This is a genomic window from Stenotrophomonas sp. SMYL11, assembly GCF_036320005.1.
GTDB lineage: Bacteria > Pseudomonadota > Gammaproteobacteria > Xanthomonadales > Xanthomonadaceae > Stenotrophomonas > Stenotrophomonas maltophilia_A.
Window position 1 is genome coordinate 42,774 of the sequence record NZ_JAWIRS010000007.1, and the last position, 16,786, is coordinate 59,559.

13 protein-coding genes and 1 pseudogene are annotated in these 16,786 nt (G+C 63.4%); 9 read left to right on the plus strand and 5 right to left on the minus strand.

Annotated features, from left to right (window positions below):
• The first annotated feature begins 75 nt into the window (after nt 1-75).
• The 3 genes from V3B46_RS11830 to V3B46_RS11840 are packed head-to-tail and all read left to right on the plus strand — an operon-like array spanning nt 76 to nt 2,565.
• Nucleotides 76-549 carry a hypothetical protein gene (locus V3B46_RS11830; protein ID WP_049425106.1) on the plus strand — a complete coding sequence of 158 codons (474 nt, stop codon included), beginning with the start codon at nt 76-78 and terminating at the stop codon, nt 547-549.
• A gap of 8 nt (nt 550-557) precedes the next feature.
• Nucleotides 558-1,235 carry a response regulator transcription factor gene (locus V3B46_RS11835; RefSeq protein WP_005410804.1) on the plus strand — a complete coding sequence of 226 codons (678 nt, stop codon included), beginning with the start codon at nt 558-560 and terminating at the stop codon, nt 1,233-1,235.
• Complete coding sequence (locus V3B46_RS11840; RefSeq protein WP_032128829.1) at nt 1,198-2,565, plus strand: sensor histidine kinase; 1,368 nt, start codon at nt 1,198-1,200, stop codon at nt 2,563-2,565. Before V3B46_RS11835 ends, V3B46_RS11840 begins: the two co-directional genes overlap by 38 nt.
• A gap of 173 nt (nt 2,566-2,738) precedes the next feature.
• Here V3B46_RS11840 and coaE read toward each other — a convergent pair whose 3' ends face one another.
• The 3 genes from coaE to V3B46_RS11855 are packed head-to-tail and all read right to left on the minus strand — an operon-like array spanning nt 2,739 to nt 5,493.
• Entirely contained in the window at nt 2,739-3,350 is a 612-nt protein-coding gene (gene coaE / locus V3B46_RS11845) for a dephospho-CoA kinase (protein WP_329891964.1), read from the minus strand.
• Between the two features lie 11 nt (nt 3,351-3,361).
• Nucleotides 3,362-4,225, minus strand: a complete 864-nt coding sequence (locus V3B46_RS11850; RefSeq protein WP_032128827.1) for a prepilin peptidase — start codon at nt 4,223-4,225, stop codon at nt 3,362-3,364.
• 8 nt (nt 4,226-4,233) lie between these two features.
• Nucleotides 4,234-5,493, minus strand: coding sequence for a type II secretion system F family protein (locus V3B46_RS11855; RefSeq protein WP_197630211.1), 1,260 nt, complete (start codon nt 5,491-5,493; stop codon nt 4,234-4,236).
• Nucleotides 5,494-5,854: 361 nt separating this feature from the next.
• Here V3B46_RS11855 and V3B46_RS11860 point away from each other — a divergent pair, with 361 nt between their 5' ends.
• The 6 genes and pseudogenes from V3B46_RS11860 to pilB all read left to right on the plus strand — a co-directional run bounded on the left by V3B46_RS11860 (nt 5,855) and on the right by pilB (nt 13,230).
• Nucleotides 5,855-6,265: a pilin gene (locus V3B46_RS11860; RefSeq protein WP_088479593.1), complete on the plus strand. Its 411-nt coding sequence runs from the start codon at nt 5,855-5,857 to the stop codon at nt 6,263-6,265.
• Between the two features lie 113 nt (nt 6,266-6,378).
• Complete coding sequence (locus tag V3B46_RS11865) at nt 6,379-8,316, plus strand: hypothetical protein (protein WP_154264258.1); 1,938 nt, start codon at nt 6,379-6,381, stop codon at nt 8,314-8,316.
• A complete protein-coding gene (locus V3B46_RS11870) occupies nt 8,306-8,770 on the plus strand; it encodes a GtrA family protein (RefSeq protein ID WP_154264257.1) in 465 nt (154 codons plus the stop codon). The genes V3B46_RS11865 and V3B46_RS11870 overlap by 11 nt, the downstream gene beginning before the upstream one ends.
• The gene (locus V3B46_RS11875) at nt 8,767-10,311 is read left to right on the plus strand and encodes an NAD(P)/FAD-dependent oxidoreductase (protein ID WP_329891965.1); all 1,545 of its coding nucleotides are present in this window, start codon (nt 8,767-8,769) and stop codon (nt 10,309-10,311) included. Before V3B46_RS11870 ends, V3B46_RS11875 begins: the two co-directional genes overlap by 4 nt.
• A 144-nt stretch (nt 10,312-10,455) precedes the next feature.
• Nucleotides 10,456-11,384, plus strand: a pseudogene (gene galE / locus V3B46_RS11880) (UDP-glucose 4-epimerase GalE).
• A gap of 118 nt (nt 11,385-11,502) precedes the next feature.
• On the plus strand, nt 11,503-13,230 hold the full coding sequence (gene pilB, locus V3B46_RS11885; RefSeq protein WP_164171483.1) for a type IV-A pilus assembly ATPase PilB: 1,728 nt from the start codon (nt 11,503-11,505) through the stop codon (nt 13,228-13,230).
• 151 nt (nt 13,231-13,381) lie between these two features.
• Here pilB and V3B46_RS11890 read toward each other — a convergent pair whose 3' ends face one another.
• Both V3B46_RS11890 and V3B46_RS11895 read right to left on the minus strand, forming a co-directional pair.
• A complete protein-coding gene (locus tag V3B46_RS11890; RefSeq protein ID WP_329891966.1) occupies nt 13,382-14,755 on the minus strand; it encodes a sigma-54-dependent transcriptional regulator in 1,374 nt (457 codons plus the stop codon).
• Between the two features lie 59 nt (nt 14,756-14,814).
• Nucleotides 14,815-16,428 carry a sensor histidine kinase gene (locus V3B46_RS11895; RefSeq protein ID WP_329891967.1) on the minus strand — a complete coding sequence of 538 codons (1,614 nt, stop codon included), beginning with the start codon at nt 16,426-16,428 and terminating at the stop codon, nt 14,815-14,817.
• Nucleotides 16,429-16,786 lie beyond the last annotated feature (358 nt).

Sequence of the window (16,786 nt, forward strand, 5' to 3'; positions counted from 1 at the left end):
CTGCGCATGGCACTTGCTGGCGTGAAGGTGGTGCGAATACAGTCAACACTCAACTCAAACAAGGATTCGTTTGTCATGAAGTCCCTCCTGATGTCGGCGGTCCTGATCTCGGGCCTGACCCTGGCCACCGCCGCCTCTGCATCGAACCAGTCCGGTGAGGTCTTTATCCCCGGCAAGCCGCTGCAGCAGCAGATCGAGCGCATCGAAATCGAACTCAACGATGGCGAGACCTACAGCGAACTGAAGCAGGCCGACCGCAGCCGCGTACGCGAGGCGCTGGTGCGCATGCGTACGGCTGTCGAGCAGCATCCTGACCGCGATTCCATGCCTGAACAGGTACGAACCGATGTCTTCAACGACCAGCAGATCGTGAACACGGTTTTGACACAGGCACGTGAAGATAGTCGTCTAATATGCCAACGTGAAAAGGCCACGGGTTCGAACCGGTCCACGACGCAGTGCACTACCGTTGCCGAGCGCGCCCGGCGGAAGGACAAGGCACAGCGTGATATGGGCCAGGCCCAGCGCATCGGCAAATTCGTAAATTAGAGGTGACAGTGAGAATCCTGGTAATCGAAGACAACAGTGACATTGCGGCCAACCTGGGCGACTACCTGGAGGACCGGGGCCACACCGTGGACTTCGCGGCTGACGGGGTTACCGGTCTGCACCTGGCCGTGGTGCACGAGTTCGACGCGATCGTGCTGGATCTCAATCTGCCAGGCATGGACGGCATCGAGGTCTGCCGCAAGTTGCGCAATGAAGCGCGCAAGCAGACCCCGGTACTGATGCTCACCGCCCGCGATTCGCTGGACAACAAGCTGGCCGGCTTCGATTCCGGCGCGGACGACTACCTGATCAAGCCGTTCGCGCTGCAGGAAGTGGAAGTACGTCTGAACGCCCTGTCGCGACGCGGCAAGGGCGTGCAGACCCGCGTGCTGGAAACCGGCGATCTGGAATACAACCTGGATACGCTGGAAGTGCGACGCCAGGGCAAGCTGCTGCAGCTCAACCCGACCGCACTGAAGATCCTGCAGGCGCTGATGGAAGCGGCCCCGGCCGTGGTGACCCGCCAGGAGCTGGAAACCCGTGTGTGGGGTGAAGAACTGCCCGATTCGGATTCCCTGCGCGTGCACATCCATGGCCTGCGTGCGGTGGTCGACAAGCCGTTTGAAGTGCCGCTGATCCAGACCCGCCATGGCATCGGATACCGCATCGCCACCCCGGAAGCCTGATTCGGTGGCAACCAAGGGGGAGCGCCGGCGCACGCCTTATCGGCGGCGCCTGCGCAGCCGCATCATCGTTTCGTTCGTGTTGTTGGGCTTCTGCCTGACGACACTGTTCGCGTTCGCCACCAACTGGGCCCGCCTGCGCGTGGAAAACCAGCTGGTGGAAGAGCTGATGAACCGCAATATCGACGAGTATGCGCGCCGCTATTACGAGCACCCCGGGCATAACCCGGACGCACCGGTGCTGCAGATCAAGGCCTATGCCTATTCGAAGGACAAGTTCGACCGGGTGCGCGAAGAGCGCGCGCAGTGGGCGGGCTTCTCCGATGGTATCCACAGCGTCAGCGGCGATGAGCACGGCGAGCCGTATTCCTACAAGCTGGCCGTGCGCAAGACGCCCGACGCCTGGTTCTTCCTCGCCTATGACATGACCGACAGCGTGCGCGGCGGCAAGCAGCTCAACCGCGCGCTGGTGCTGTCGGTGCTGGTGTTCAGCGTGCTGTCGCTGGTGCTTGGCTGGTGGTCGGCCTCGAAGGTGATGAAGCCGGTGTCGGATCTGGCCGCGCGGCTGCGTGCCTATCGCGGCGGCACCAGTGATCCCGAGCCGTTGGCACCACGCTTCCCCGACGACGAAGTGGGGCAGCTGGCCCAGGCGCTGGACGACTATTCCTCGCGGCTGACCGAAGTGGTGCAGCGCGACCGTGAATTCAATGCAGACGTCAGCCATGAGCTGCGCACGCCGCTGGCGGTGATCCGTGGCGCCACCGAGCTGCTGCTGACCCGGCCCGGCCTGGACGAGAAGGTGCTGCAGCGCCTGCAGCGCATCCAGCGCGCCGAACAGCAGTGCAGCGATCTGATCGGCGCGCTGCTGTTGCTGTCGCGCAACGAGCGCGGGCAGGGCACCAGCAACGTCGCCCGCGTGGCCGAGCAGCTGCTGGACGCACACCGTGCGCAGCTGGGTGGCAAGCCGCTGGAGCTGCTGCTGGAAGGTGAGCGCAATCTGGTGATCGACGCGCCCGAGGCGGCGTTGTCGGTGGCACTGGGCAACCTGATCGGCAACGCCGTGAAGTACTCGCAGGACGGCGAGGTGCGCGTGTTCGTCGGCACCAACTCGGTGTCGGTAACCGACAGTGGCCCGGGCCTGAGCGAGGAAGACGCGGCCAAGCTGTTCCAGCGTGGCTACCGCGGCACGCATGCCGGCCACTCGCAGGGCGGCGGCATCGGCCTGTCGATCGTCAGCCGCCTGTGCGACCTGTACGGCTGGCAGGTAAGCGTGCGCCCCGGCGGCCAGCGTGGCGTGATCGCCACCCTGACGTTCTCGCCGAAGCCGTTGTAAGGGCCCCTGCTTTGGTGGGTGCCGACCTTGGTCGGCACGAACCCCGCCGACCTTGCATCGCGCCCTGTGTCGCTTGTGCCACCACCGTGATCGCTGCCGCGCCCCGCGCGTGTAGATCCACGCCATGCGTGGATACGCTTCGGTAGTGCCGGCCGCTGGCCGGCAACCAGGCCTCACCCCCCGGCCAACCCCAGATACCGCGCATGCAGCTGTTCCACCTGCACCTGCAGGTCCTCCGGCTGCCCATCATTGACCACCACGTCATCGGCCAGCGCCAACCGCTGTGCGCGGCTGGCCTGCGCAGCAATCATCTGGTCGGCCAGCGCCGCGTCGATGCCATCGCGCTGCATCAGCCGGGCGTGCTGCACAGCTTCGGGCGCATCCACCAGCAACACCCGGTCCAGCCACGGGTAGGCTTTCCGCCCACCCACCTCGGTCAGCAGCGGAATCGCGGCAATCGCATAGGGGCTCTCAGCCTGCTCGCACTGCTGTTGCATCAGCAGGCGGATGGCCGGGTGGGTGATGGCTTCCAGCGCCGTCCGCTCGACCGGGTCGGCAAACACGTGGGCGCGCAGGCGCCCCCGGTCCAGGCTGCCATCGGCCAGCAGCATGTCGGCGCCGAAGCGCTCGGCGATACGGGCCAGCGCCGGGCTGCCGGCAGCCACCACTGCGCGTGCGGCCAGATCGGCGTCGGCCACCGCGATCCCCAGCGCCTCGAAGCGCCGGGTCACCTCACTCTTGCCCGAGGCGATGCCGCCGGTCAGGCCAACCACATAGCGGCTCATGGGGACTCCCCTCAACGCAGCCCGCTCATCACCAGGTACTGCTCCACCAGCGGCGCACCCCACATGAAGTACAGCCAGCCGGCGATGGCCAGGTACGGCCCGAACGGGATGGGCGTGGCGCGGTCACGGCCCCGGCTGTACAGCCAGATCGAGCCGATGATGGCGCCCAGCACCGACGACAGCAGGATGATCGGCAGGATGCCCTTCAGTCCGCACCAGGCGCCCAGGGCCGCCAGCAGCTTGAAGTCGCCGTGGCCCATGCCTTCCTTGCCGGTCAGCTGCTTGAACAGCCACCAGACCGTCCACAGCGACAAATAACCCACCGCCGCGCCCACCAGGGCGGGCTTGGCTGGCATGTACAGGTTGTCGATGCTGCCTATCAGGCCCAGCCACATCAGCGGCAGGGTCAACTGGTCGGGCAGCAGCTGCGTTCGCAGGTCGATACCGGACAGGGCGATCAGGAAGCAGGTCAGCACGATGGCACCGAAGCCCTGCCAGCCGAAGCCGAACTGCCAGACGCAGGCCAGCACCAGTACCGAGGTCAGGGCCTCCACCAGCGGGTACTGCAGCGAGATCGGCGCCTTGCAATGGCGGCACTTGCCACCCTGGATGATCCAGCTGAACAGCGGGATGTTCTCGTACCAGCTCAGCTTGTGCTTGCAGTGCGGGCAGTGCGACGGCTCCACCACGATCCCCGGTGGGGGGGGCTCATAGAAGTCCGGTTCCTCCAGGACTTCGCGCGCATCGCGCTTCCACTGCCACTCCAGCCGCTTGGGCAGCCGCAGGATGACCACGTTCAGGAAACTGCCCAGCAGCAGTCCCAGGGCGGCCGCGGCGGGGTAGCCGAGGCCGGGGTGCTGGTCGAGAAATGCCATTGATACCTTTAGCCGACGACGGCGCCGAGTTTGAAGATGGGCAGGTACATCGCGATGACCAAGCCACCGACAATGGTACCAATGAACACCATGATCATCGGTTCCAGCAGGCTGCTCAAGGCATCCACGGCATTGTTCACTTCCTGCTCGTAGTATTCAGCCACCTTGAACAGCATGGCGTCCAGGGCGCCCGCTTCTTCGCCGATGCCGGTCATCTGGATGACCATGTGCGGGAACAGGTTCAGCTGCTTCATGGCCATATTGACCGGATAGCCGACCGAGACGTCGTCGCGCATGCGCAAGACGCCTTCTTCGTAGACCTTGTTACCGGTTGCGCCGGCCACGATGCCCAGCGCCTCCACTAGCGGTACGCCGGCCTTGAAGGTCACCGCCGTAGTGCGGGCGAAACGGGCGATCGAGCTGTTGTGCATGATCTGGCCGATCACCGGCACCTTCAGGATGGCTCGATCCAGACCATGCTGCATCTTTGGGGATCGCTTGTAGGCCATGATCGTTCCAACGACTGCAGCGACGATCACAATCACGATGGGCAGCCACCAGCTAACCATGAATCGAGACAGTCCCACGACCATCTTTGTGAAGGCCGGGAGGTCCGCACCGAAGCTGGTGAAGACTTCTTCGAATTGAGGGACGACCCATACGAGCAGGATGGTACTGACCAGGAAGGCCACTACCAGCACCATGGCTGGGTAGAACAGGGCCTTCTTGATCTTGCCCTTCAGCGCTTCGATGTTCTCCTTATAGGAGGCGATGGTGTCCAGCACCGTTTCCAGCACACCGGCGCTTTCACCTGCGCGAACCAGGTTGCGGTAGAGCTCGTCGAACTGGACAGGGTGACGGCTGATCGCCTCGTTCAGCGAAGAGCCGCCCTCGATGTCAGCCCGGATCCCATCCACCATTTTCTTCATGCGCGGGTTCTTGTGCCCGCTGGCAATGATCTCCAGTGCCGAAACGATCGGCACGCCGGATTTCATCATCGTGGCCATCTGCCGGCTGAAGAAAGCGATGTCCTTGGCATTGACCGCCTTGCCGGCTGCGCCGAACAGCGGCTTCGGCTTCGGCTTGACCTGGCCGGGATTGATCCCCTGCTTGCGCAGTTCGGCGCGCACCAGATTGGCGTTCTTCGCCAACTGCTCGCCTTTCATCTTGATTCCCCGCTTGTCGGTCCCCTCCCAGACAAACGGCTGCAGCTCCATGGTGCTACGCGCCACGGGCTCTTTCTTGATCGCACTGCGACTGACAGACATGTTGGCTCCCCAAGGCCCGCCATCCCCAGGCGGGCATCCTGACCGGCGATGGTAGCGGGTTCAGGGGCGTCCGGGGAGTCTGCTGGCGTGACGCCGCGCAGGGTTTTCGACCTGACGAGACGAAAGGTGACGTACCGCGTCACATTGCCGCGTCCATCGCAGATTGGGCTTAGGGGGGTTCCCATCCGCGAAATTGCTGCCATCATTGGCGCGGGGAAATCGGGGAGACGCTGCCATGGCAGTTTGGCACGTAACCTGCGTTGATCCACCCGCGGGGACGGGCAGCCTGCTCATCCGGTTATCCGACCGGCCGGCCGCCACCCCCGACATCAACCACCACTTATCTTGGGGATGTACCACCATGAAGAACCAGAAGGGCTTCACCCTGATCGAACTGATGATCGTCGTCGCGATCATCGCCATCCTGGCCGCCATCGCGCTGCCGGCGTACTCCGATTACACCAAGAAGTCGAAGGTCTCGGAAGTAGTGCTGGCCGCTTCGGCCCTGCGCACTGCCGTTGCTGAATACGCGTCATCGAACAACTCGCTGCCGGGCAGTGGTTGGAGTGGCTTCGAGGCCCAGTCGTCGAAGTACGTGAGCAGCGTCGGCTGGAACGGTTCGGTCATCACCGCAACCGCGCAGGGCATTGGTGCCGGCGTCGATACCTCGACCATCACCCTGACCGCCTCGCTGAACTCGACCAATGGCACCGTGGGCTGGACCTGCGGCGGTTCGATCCCGGCTAAGTACCGTCCGGGTAGCTGCCAGTAACTGTCGTCTGCTGGCTTTTGCCAGCACAGTACACAGTATTGTAGCGGTCCAGAAGCAGCCCCGCATAAGCGGGGTTTGCTTTTCATGGGGAATATTGGGGACGCGTTGTGGGGATGTCGACACTGCGCAGGCTTGCGCCATGGTGCTTTGCGCTGGCGCTTGTTATCTATCTGCGGCCATATACGGGAATACGCCATGATGCCACCTTGTATCTGGCGCAGGCATTGCGTCTGCTCGACCCGGATATCTTCAATCGTGACTTGTTCTTCGTTGCCGGCAGCCAGGCCGACTTCACCCTGTTCCCGCAGTTGCTGGCGTCCTTGCTACGTCACTTCCAACCTGGCGACCTTTTTCTCGTCCTGAGCTTGCTCGGACGCATCACATTCTACGGCGCCAGCTGGTATCTGATTCGCGCGCTGTTCCCCCCAGCTTGGCGCTGGCCGTCATTGTTGGCACTCATCGTGATGCCGACACGCTACGGCGCCTACAGCATTTTTGCGTATGCAGAGCCCTTCCTTACGTCGCGTCCCTATGCAGAGGCGATAGCGCTTCTCGGACTGGGGCTGCTGGTGCGGCGCAAGCACATGGCTGGCATCTTGGCGCTCGGCGCAGCCGGCATTCTTCATCCGCTGCAGGGGTTTGCCGCAGTGCTGCTGGCATGGTGCTGGCTGGTCCTGCACGACCGCCGCTGGCTTTGGTCGCTGTTGGCACTGGTTCCCGTCATTGCCCTTGCGGCATTTCGTGTCGGACCCTTTGCAGGCTTGGTGACAGCGATTGACTATGACTGGTGGGAACTCATCTACATGTCTAGTGGCCAGATCTATCTGGGGACATGGGAACCCAGGGACTGGTGCATTGTCCTAGCTGATTTCTACTTCCTCTACCTGCTAAGCCGACGTGCGCAAGCCGATAGCCTGCTCGCGCAGTTCTGTGCCGCTGCTTTGGCCGCGTTTGCTATCGGCATGACGTTCAGCGCTGTGCTTGCAGATTTGCTGCAGCTAGTATTGCCCGTTGGCCTGCAATCTTGGCGGGTGCTGTGGCTTGTGCATTGGCTCGCAATGGCAGGTATTCCCTATCTAGTCTGGGAGCAGTGGCAACGTACACCTCGTGAATGGGTGCCCGTGGCGCTTTTGGTGGCTATTGCGCTGACGGGCGCAAGCATCTCGCGTATTACGCTTCCCTGGGCTGTGCTCGGTCTAATCCCACTTCACATTCTGTGGCCGCGTGTGACACTCAAAGTGAGTGCGCCAACTAAGGCGATCGTATTGGTAGGCTTAGTTGCGGTCGTTGTCGCGGCCACATTCCGCTATCAGATGCGTGCTTGGCTGGTGTTCGAGGTATTTGGTGGTGATTTTGAGCGGGTTCGCCAAGACGTCGTGATCTTAGGCTACCCCTTGTTTGCCGGGGTGCTGAGTTTCGGTCTGGTCTGGCTTTATGGGCGTGGCCCTCGATGGGGAGCATTGCTCGGAGCGTTGAGTATTGTTGGACTGGTGGGCTCGCTCTTGCTCTGGGACTCCAGAAGTCCGTGGACGCGGGTAATGGAGGGATCCCACGGCGCCAACGTGTTTGGTGTCGCATTGCCGCGCGATGCAAGCGTGTACTGGTATGCAACCGAACCTTCACCTCTAGGGCCGTGGCTGGTGCTCAATCGCGCCAATTACTTCAGCATCTTCCAGCTGTCAGGGCAGATGTTCAATCGCGGCACCTCTATGCAGGGCATCCAGCGTCAGCTCCAAGTTGGGCCGGTCAACAGCCAAGGCGAGATCTGTGACATGGTCAACGCCGTCAACAAGGATCCTCATGCCTGTTGGATCGGAAAGCCTGGCCTGCAATACATGTGCTCGCCCTACAGGGACGTGCCAGCGCCGGACTATTTCGTCCTGCCGTTCCGGCAGCAGGAGCATGTACTGGGGCGCTGGACGCCGCGGCATCCAGACAGCGGGACGCCGTTGGGGACGTTCTATCTCTACCGATGCAGTGACTGGGCCGGGCAAGGAGTTCCAGAAAGTGAGAATCGCCTTCTCGCTCCGGAGGGTTTGAATGAAGCCTGAGCGTGCTGCTCGCGCGTTGCTGCTGCACATGCAAGCGCGCTTCGCAATTGTGGCGGAAGGCACACGCTACCTGATGGCATCGGCCGTTGCGTTGTGCGTGGACCTCGGCACTTTTGCATTGTTCTCGTGGTGGTGGGGCGGTTGGTACTACGCCGCTGCAGGCGGCTTTCTCGCAGGAAGTGTGGTCGCCTATTTGATCAGCGTTCGCTGGGTGTTCGCTCGGCGCGTGGTCAGCTCCGCTTCGGCGGAACTGGCCATTTTCGTGCTGATCGGTTGCTTCGGTCTGTTGGTCGTTCAAGGCGTCATGTGGGTAGGCATTGAGTGGCTTGGCATGCCGGGGAGCATTGCCAGGCTCGTTGCGGTCGGGTTCTCGTTCACGTCGAACTTCGCATTGCGCAAGTTGATTCTTTTCCGGTCGCGGGTGCGCGAACGGGCCATCGGGGAGGTGGCATGAGCAAGCATGTAGTAATCATCGGCGCGGGTCCGGCGGGTTTGACTGCTGCGTTGGAACTAGTGGGTCAGCCGGGGATACAGGTCACCGTGCTGGAGGCGGACGACTGCGTGGGGGGTATCTCGCGCACGGTCAACCACAATGGAAACCGCATCGATATTGGTGGGCACCGGTTCTTTTCGAAGTCGGACTGGGTGATGCAGTGGTGGGCGAACCTGATGCCCATCGAACACACAGGCGATGTGCCGTTGAATCTTCGCTACCAGGGGCAAGAGCGTGAGGGCTTGCCGACGGGGGCGCCCGTGGCAGAGAGCTCACAGTCGACTGCGATGCTGGTGCGCAATCGCCTGTCGCGCATCTATTTCAATCGGCGCTTTTTCTCTTACCCGTTGAAGTTGAATGCGGACAGTTTCCGAAACCTCGGGGTGGGCAAGTCCGTATTGTTCGGTTTCAGCTACCTGCGCTCGCAGGTCACCAAGATTGAGCCGGAATTGAGCCTGGAGGACTTCCTCGTGAACCGCTTCGGGCAGCGTCTTTATCGACAGTTCTTCAAGGAGTACACCGAGAAGGTATGGGGTGTGCCCTGTAACCAGATCAGTGCCGAATGGGGTGCGCAACGCATCAAGAGCCTGTCGATCACCAAGGCGGTGTTGCATGCTGCGCGAAGCGCGCTGGGCTTGAACGGAAAGGCTGAACAGACTTCGTTGATCGAGAATTTCTTGTATCCGAAGCATGGTCCCGGTGAGATGTGGGAAACGGCTGCCGCGCAGTTCGTCGCGCGTGGTGGCACGTTGTTGATGAAGCATCGCGCTGTTGGCCTGGAAGTGGGCGAAGGTCTGGTGCACAGCGTCACCGTACAGTCCGGGACTGGCGAAGCCTTCAAGTTGGAGTGCTCGCACGTTGTCTCGACCATGCCCGTGCGTGAGCTGGTGTCCGCCTCGCGGAAAAGCTGGCCCGAGGATGTGGCTGCGATCGCCGATGGGTTGCAGTACCGCGATTTCATCACCGTCGGGTTGCTTTACGATGCTGCCGATCTTCCGCGGGCACTGGGCGACAACTGGATCTACATTCAGGAGCCGGGTGTGAACGTTGGGCGGGTACAGGTCTTCAATAACTGGAGCCCCCACATGGTTCGTGACGCATCAAAGGTGTGGATGGGGCTCGAGTTCTTCTGTCGCGAGACTGACCCACTGTGGAACATGGATGATGCCGACCTGCAGGCACTGGCCCAGCGCGAGATGCTCCAGATCGGCTTGGTTACTACCGAGCGTGCACAGGATGCGGTCGTGATCCGAGTACCCAAAGCCTATCCAGGCTACTTTGGTGAGGCCTACGCTCAGTTCGACCGATTGCGGTCTGCATTGGATCAGGTACAGAACCTGTTCCTGGTGGGGCGCAATGGCATGCACCGCTACAACAATCAGGATCACTCGATGCTGACAGCCAAAGAGGCTGCTGATCAGATTCTGTCCGGCAATGTGGACAAGAGTCGGCTGTGGTCGATCAACGTGGACGATGAGTATCACGAAGAGGCCAAGGCCTGAGACCAAGGCCCTCCTCATGTCTCCTTCCCGGCGCGTGCCGGGATTGAGGAAGACGATAGTCCAGCGCGGTATTCGATCTGACGTGGAGTCATGCAGATGTGGAACGTCCTTGTCTGTGGAGGGGCGGGTTACATCGGTAGCCACATGTCACAGTGGCTGGCCGAACAGGGCCATGCGGTAACCGTGTTGGACAACCTGTCTACCGGTCACCGGCAGGCAGTGAAATGGGGGAGTTCATCCAGGCAGATCTACTGGACGAGTCTTCGCTGGTGCGTGCGTTCAGCGGGCGGCGCTTTGACGTCGTGATGCATTTCGCTGCGAGTTCGTTGGTTGCATCTTCAGTCGTCGATCCATTTCCCACCTATCGAAACAATGTGGCCGGTACGCTGAATCTACTGACGCAGCTGCGGCGCAGTGATATTGGCAAGTTGGTCTTTTCATCCTCGGCTGCTGTGTTCGGGCAGTCGTCGGCTTCCCTTGTCGACGAACAGCAGCCGATGCAGCCGATCAATCCCTATGGTGCCAGCAAGTTGATGGTTGAGCGGATGCTTGCTGACGCTTGGGAAGCGTATGGCTTGTCATCGGTGGTACTTCGTTACTTCAATGCTGCCGGTGCTCTTCCTGAACAAGGCATAGGTGAGGCGCATGCGTGCGAGACTCATCTGATTCCGAACGTGCTCAGGGCCGCCGCCGGACGGGCGCCACCGCTGAAGGTCTTTGGAGTGGACTACCCCACACCTGACGGGACCTGTGTACGGGACTATGTGCATGTGCAAGATCTCGCACGGGCTCATGGATTGGCGATGAACCTGATGGAGCGGAGCCCGGGAGCCCATGACTTCAATCTTGGCAGTGAACAAGGCTACTCAGTCATGGATATCGTTGAGGCCGCCGCGCAGGTGGTCGGGCGCGCAGTACCTTTCGAGGTCGTCGGCCGCCGGCCCGGGGATCCGGCCCGGCTGGTGGCGTCCAGTGCCAAGGCGCAACGGGAGCTGGGATGGGAGCGAAGCTGGCAGGACCTGGTAGCCATCGTCGAGAGCGCTTGGGGTTGGCATCGGGAGCAGCCGTTCTGAAGGCGGACTTTGGGTGTGTCTGGACAAGCGTTCACACGGGCTGCGCGGTTAGTATGTCAACCCTGTAGACAACACTATGGCCGCCACGTCGGCCGTCTTGGGCCAGTAAAGGAAGCGTATGAGCGCAGTCACCACCCCCAACCTCGTCGGCATCACCGGCCTGGCCCGCCGCCTGGTCCAGGACGGTGCTCTGGACGAGGCTTCCGCCCGCGATGCCATGGCCAAGGCCACGGCCGCCCGCCAGCCGCTGCCTACGTGGTTCGCGCAGAACAAGTTGGTCAGCGCCTCGCAGCTCGCCGCCGCCAACGCGGTCGAGTTCGGCATGCCGCTGTTCGACGTGTCCACGTTCGACACCAGCCAGAACGCGATGAGCTTGGTCAGCGAGGAGCTGCTGCGCAAGCACAACGTGCTGCCGCTGTTCAAACGCGGCGGCAAGCTCTTCGTGGGTACCAGCAATCCGACCCACGCGCTGGACGAGATCAAGTTCCACACCAATCTGGTAGTGGAACCGATCCTGGTTGATGAAGACCAGATCCGCCGCACGCTGGAGCAGTGGCACGCCAGCCACGACACCATCGGCGATGCGCTGGGTGGCGACGACGAGGGCATGGCCAACCTCGACGTTGGCCTGGGCGACGAAGACAACGCGGGGGGCGACTCTGGCATCGACGCCAAGGGCGACGACACTCCGGTGGTGAAGTTCGTGAACAAGGTGCTGGTCGATGCGATCCGCAAGGGCGCGTCGGACATCCACTTCGAGCCCTACGAAGATGATTACCGGGTGCGCCTGCGCATCGACGGCCTGCTGAAGATGGTGGCGCGTGCGCCGGTGAAGTTGAACCAGCGCATCGCTGCGCGCCTGAAGGTGATGGCGCAGCTGGATATCGCCGAAAAGCGCGTACCGCAGGACGGTCGCATCAAGCTCAACCTGTCCAAGACCAAGCAGATCGACTTCCGCGTGAGCACGCTGCCGACCCTATTCGGTGAAAAGGTGGTGCTGCGTATCCTCGATGGCAGCGCGGCCAAGCTGGGCATCGACAAGCTGGGTTACGAGCCGGACCAGCAGAAGCTGTTCCACGATGCCATCCACAAACCGTACGGCATGGTGCTGGTGACTGGCCCGACCGGTTCCGGCAAGACGGTGTCGCTGTATACCGCGCTGGGCATCCTCAACGATGAGACGCGCAACATTTCCACTGCCGAAGACCCGGTGGAAATCCGCTTGCCCGGCGTCAACCAGGTACAGCAGAACAACAAGCGCGGCATGACCTTCGCTGCGGCGCTGCGCTCGTTCCTGCGACAGGATCCGGACATCATCATGGTCGGCGAAATCCGCGACCTGGAGACGGCCGAGATTGCGATCAAGGCGGCGCAGACCGGCCACATGGTGCTGTCCACGCTGCATACCAACGATGCGCCGCAGACCATCGCGCGTCTGATGAACATGGGTATCGCGCCGTACAACATCACCAGCTCGGTGACGCTGGTGATCGCCCAGCGCCTGGCACGCCGGTTGTGCGGTAACTGCAAGCGACCGGCCAACCTGCCGGAGCACGCGCTGCTGGCCGAGGGCTTCACCCAGGCGCAGCTGGATGCGGGCATCCAGTTGTACGAGGCGGTGGGCTGCGATGAGTGCACCGAGGGCTACAAGGGCCGTACTGGTATCTACCAGGTGATGCCGATGACCGATGAGATCGCCACGATCGTGCTGGCCGGTGGCAACGCGCTGCAGATTGCCGAGGCGGCGCAGCAGATCGGGGTGAATGACCTGCGGCAGTCGGCGTTGAAGAAGGCGGCAGCCGGTGTGACCAGCCTGGCCGAGATCAATCGCGTTACCAAGGATTGAGGTAGATCCACGCCATGCGTGGATGACGCGATGCATGAGGTTGCCGGCCAGCGGCCGGCACTACCGCGTTGGTGGGTGGATCCACGCCATGCGTGGATGGCGCGGCGGTGCACGCCAACCAAGGTTGGCGCCTACCAGGGCCATTCGGCCCTTACTCCATCCCCAGCTTCTTCAGCTTGTAGCGCAGCGCGCGGAAGGTAATCCCCAGCTGCGCGGCCGTGCGGGTCTTGTTCCAGCGGTTCTCTTCCAGCGCGCGCTGGATGGCGCTGCGCTCCAGCTGCTCGATGTACGAGGGCAGGGCGGCGCTGCCGGGCTGCAGGTCGGCCACGGCTTCGGCGGGCGCGGCACTGCCGGGCGCACGCGGCGCGTGCTGCGGCAGGCGCAGGTCGTCGGCGCCGATGCAGTCTTCTTCGGCCAGTGCCAGCGCGCGCTCCAGAATGTTCTCCAGCTCGCGCACATTGCCCGGGAACGCATAGTGGGCCAGCGCTTCCAGTGCCGATGGCGCCAGCAGCGGGGTGGCACGGCCGTGGCTGCGGGCCAGGCGTGCCAGCACGGCGGCGGCCAGTTCGGGCAGATCCTGGCGGCGCTCGCGCAGCGGCGGCACCTTCAGCTCGATCACGTTGATGCGGTAATACAGGTCGTGGCGGAAGCGCCCGTCCTCGACCAGCTCGGCCAGGTCCTTGTGGGTGGCCGAGAGGATGCGTACGTCCACCGGCTCTTCGTTGGCCGCACCGACCGCACGCACCGACTTTTCCTGGATCGCGCGCAGCAGCTTCACCTGCATCTGCAGCGGCAGCTCGGCCACTTCGTCCAGGAACAGAGTGCCGCCGTGTGCAGCCTGGAACAGGCCCGGCTTGTCGGCATGGGCGCCGCTGAAGCTGCCTTTACGGTGGCCGAAGAACTCGCTCTCCATCAGCTCGCCGGGAATGGCGCCGCAGTTGATCGGCACGAACGGGCCGGCTGCACGCGCGCCCTGGGCGTGGATGGTGCGCGCGACCAGTTCCTTGCCCACGCCCGATTCACCGAGGATGTAGACCGGCGCCTGGCTGCGCGCGACCTTGCCGATGGTGGTGCGCAGTACATCCATCGCCGGCGAAGCGCCGAGCAGGCGTGCAGCCTGGTCGGTGGCGGGGCCGGGCACAGGGCGTTCGGTGTTGTTGAGTTCCAGCGCGTGCTTGACCAGGCCGCGCAGCACCGAGATGTCCACCGGTTTGCTGACGAAGTCGAAGGCGCCGGCCTTCAGCGCTTCCACGGCCAGGTCCATGCTGCCGAATGCGGTGATCATCGCCACCGGTGTGCGCGGGTAGTGCTGGGCGATCTCGCTGACCAGCTCGATGCCGTTGCCATCCGGAAGGCGCATGTCGGTGATGCACAGGTCGTACGGGTTGCTGGCCAGCAGCTCGCGCGCTTCGGCCAGGTTGGCGGCGGTACTGATGCGCAGCCCCATGCGGCCGAGGGTCAGTACCAGCAGTTCGCGGATGTCGCGTTCATCGTCGACGACGAGGGCGCTGCGGGTTTCGTTCATGGGCGGAAAGATAAACGAGGGGGCTGGAAGCGACAAATGTTTGACGCACAGAATTGGAATCAGGTGGGCAACAGCGTGTGCGGGCCGGGCAGCACCAGGCGGAAGCAGGAGCCGCCGGCGGGCACCGGGATGTAGTCGAGCCGTGCCTGGTTGGCGCGGCACAACTCGCGGGCGATATACAGGCCCAGCCCGGTTCCATGCTCGGAGGTGGTGAAGAACGGGCGGAACAGCTGTGAGGCCACGGTCTCGGGAATGCCGGGGCCACGGTCCATCACGTCGATCACCGCGCTGCGCTCGTGCTGCGCTACGCGCAGGCGCACGCGCGCCGGTTGCTGGCCGATGCGGCCGTACTTCAGTGCGTTGTGCACCAGCACGGTGAGCACCTGGTACAGGTGTTTGCTGTCGACCTGGGCCATCACCGCCGTGTCGCTGATGATCGGTTCGATGCTGTCGGTTTCCAGCGTCTGGCCCTGCTTGTACTCCAGCACGAAGCGGCGCACGAAGGCGACCAGGTCGACGTTCTCGGGTGTGGCGCGCTCGCGCCGTGCCAGCCCCAGCACGCTCTCGACGATGCCGTTGGTGCGCTGACATTGCTGGCGGATGATCTGCAGCAGGCGGCGGTCGCTTTCGTTGAAACCGGTGCCTTCCTCCAGCAGCTGCACGGCGTAGTTGATCGCCGCCAGCGGATTGCGGATCTCGTGGGCGAGGCTGGCCGAGAAGCGGCCCATCGCCGACAGGGTGAGCGATTCGGCGCGCCGCGAGACCACGCTGGAGTCGTCCAGGAATACCAGCGCCAGTTCGCTGCCGGCCAGCAGGCGGGCGAAGCGCGGTTGCACTTCCGGCTGGTCGGGGTTGAGCTGCAGCGGCAGTTCGTCCTGGGCCCAGCCGTTGCGCCAGCGCTGCAGACGGCGCGCCAGTTCCGGTGCGGCACTGGCCAGATCCAGGCGTCCTGTCTCACCGATGCCGTCGTTGTCGCCGAGCAGCATCGAGGCCGCTTCATTGGCCAAGGTGATGCGGTTGTCGGCGTCCACCACCAGCACGCCGGTGCGCATGCGGCGGATGATCAGTTCGTTGATCTGGAACAGGTTGGCCACTTCGTCGCCGCGCTGGTTGGCCAGCTGCTGGTTGCGGCGTGCGCGGCTGCCCACCTGGTAACTGATGAAGGCCAGTGCCAGGTAGCTGGTGGCGAACATGGCCAGCTCGGCCAGCGTGCGGGTGGGGTCTCCCCCTTCGAGCACCTTCCAGAGGTATTCGGTACCGGTGGCCAGGCTGGCAGCAACCGCCAGGCCCAGGCCCCAGCTCAACGGCAGCAGGGTGGCGGCGGCGGCGATGTTGAACAGCAGCGACATCGAGATGCCGGCGCTGGCACCGGGCAGGGCATGCGCCAGCAGGGTGGCGGCGATGATGTCCACCAGCACGCTGCTGACCACGATCGGGCGCAGCCAGCGTTCGTTGCGGCCGATCGCCAGGGCCAGCAGCGACAGCAGCAGATAGATGGCCGCGACGGTATCGGCCAGACGCGGGTGATGGGCCTCGCCGACCATGCCGGACAGGGGGCTGTAGAGCAGGCCAGCGATGACCGCGGCGATCAGCACCCGGTACAGCGCGAAGAAGTACAGCTCACGCCGCGGAATCGATTCGATGCGGTCGATCAATGAAGCACTGGGTGACACGCCGGAACTCCCCTTCTGGCTGCCTGGGTCTGGAATCGGCGGCGGCCCTGCCCGGGCATCCCCTGAAGCCGGGCGGATTCGTCGCTTCTATGTGGCCCGCGGTGGAAGCCGCCGGGCAAGCCCGAAACTACACACCTTGGTTGACCAGTATAGGGCCCCCGGCAGGACGCCGCCGGAGCCGCCCGGATCGCGCATTTGGCCTGCCGTGGATACCGGTGGTCAGCGCCGGCCCGGGCGCAACTGCCTGAATGGCGGTGGAAATCTGGCCGGGTGTGGCGTTTTGTACAGACTTCTTTGCGCCCCGGCGCTGGCTCGGCCACAATAGTGGGCCCGCCGCGGTCCATGCCGGCGCCCCGCC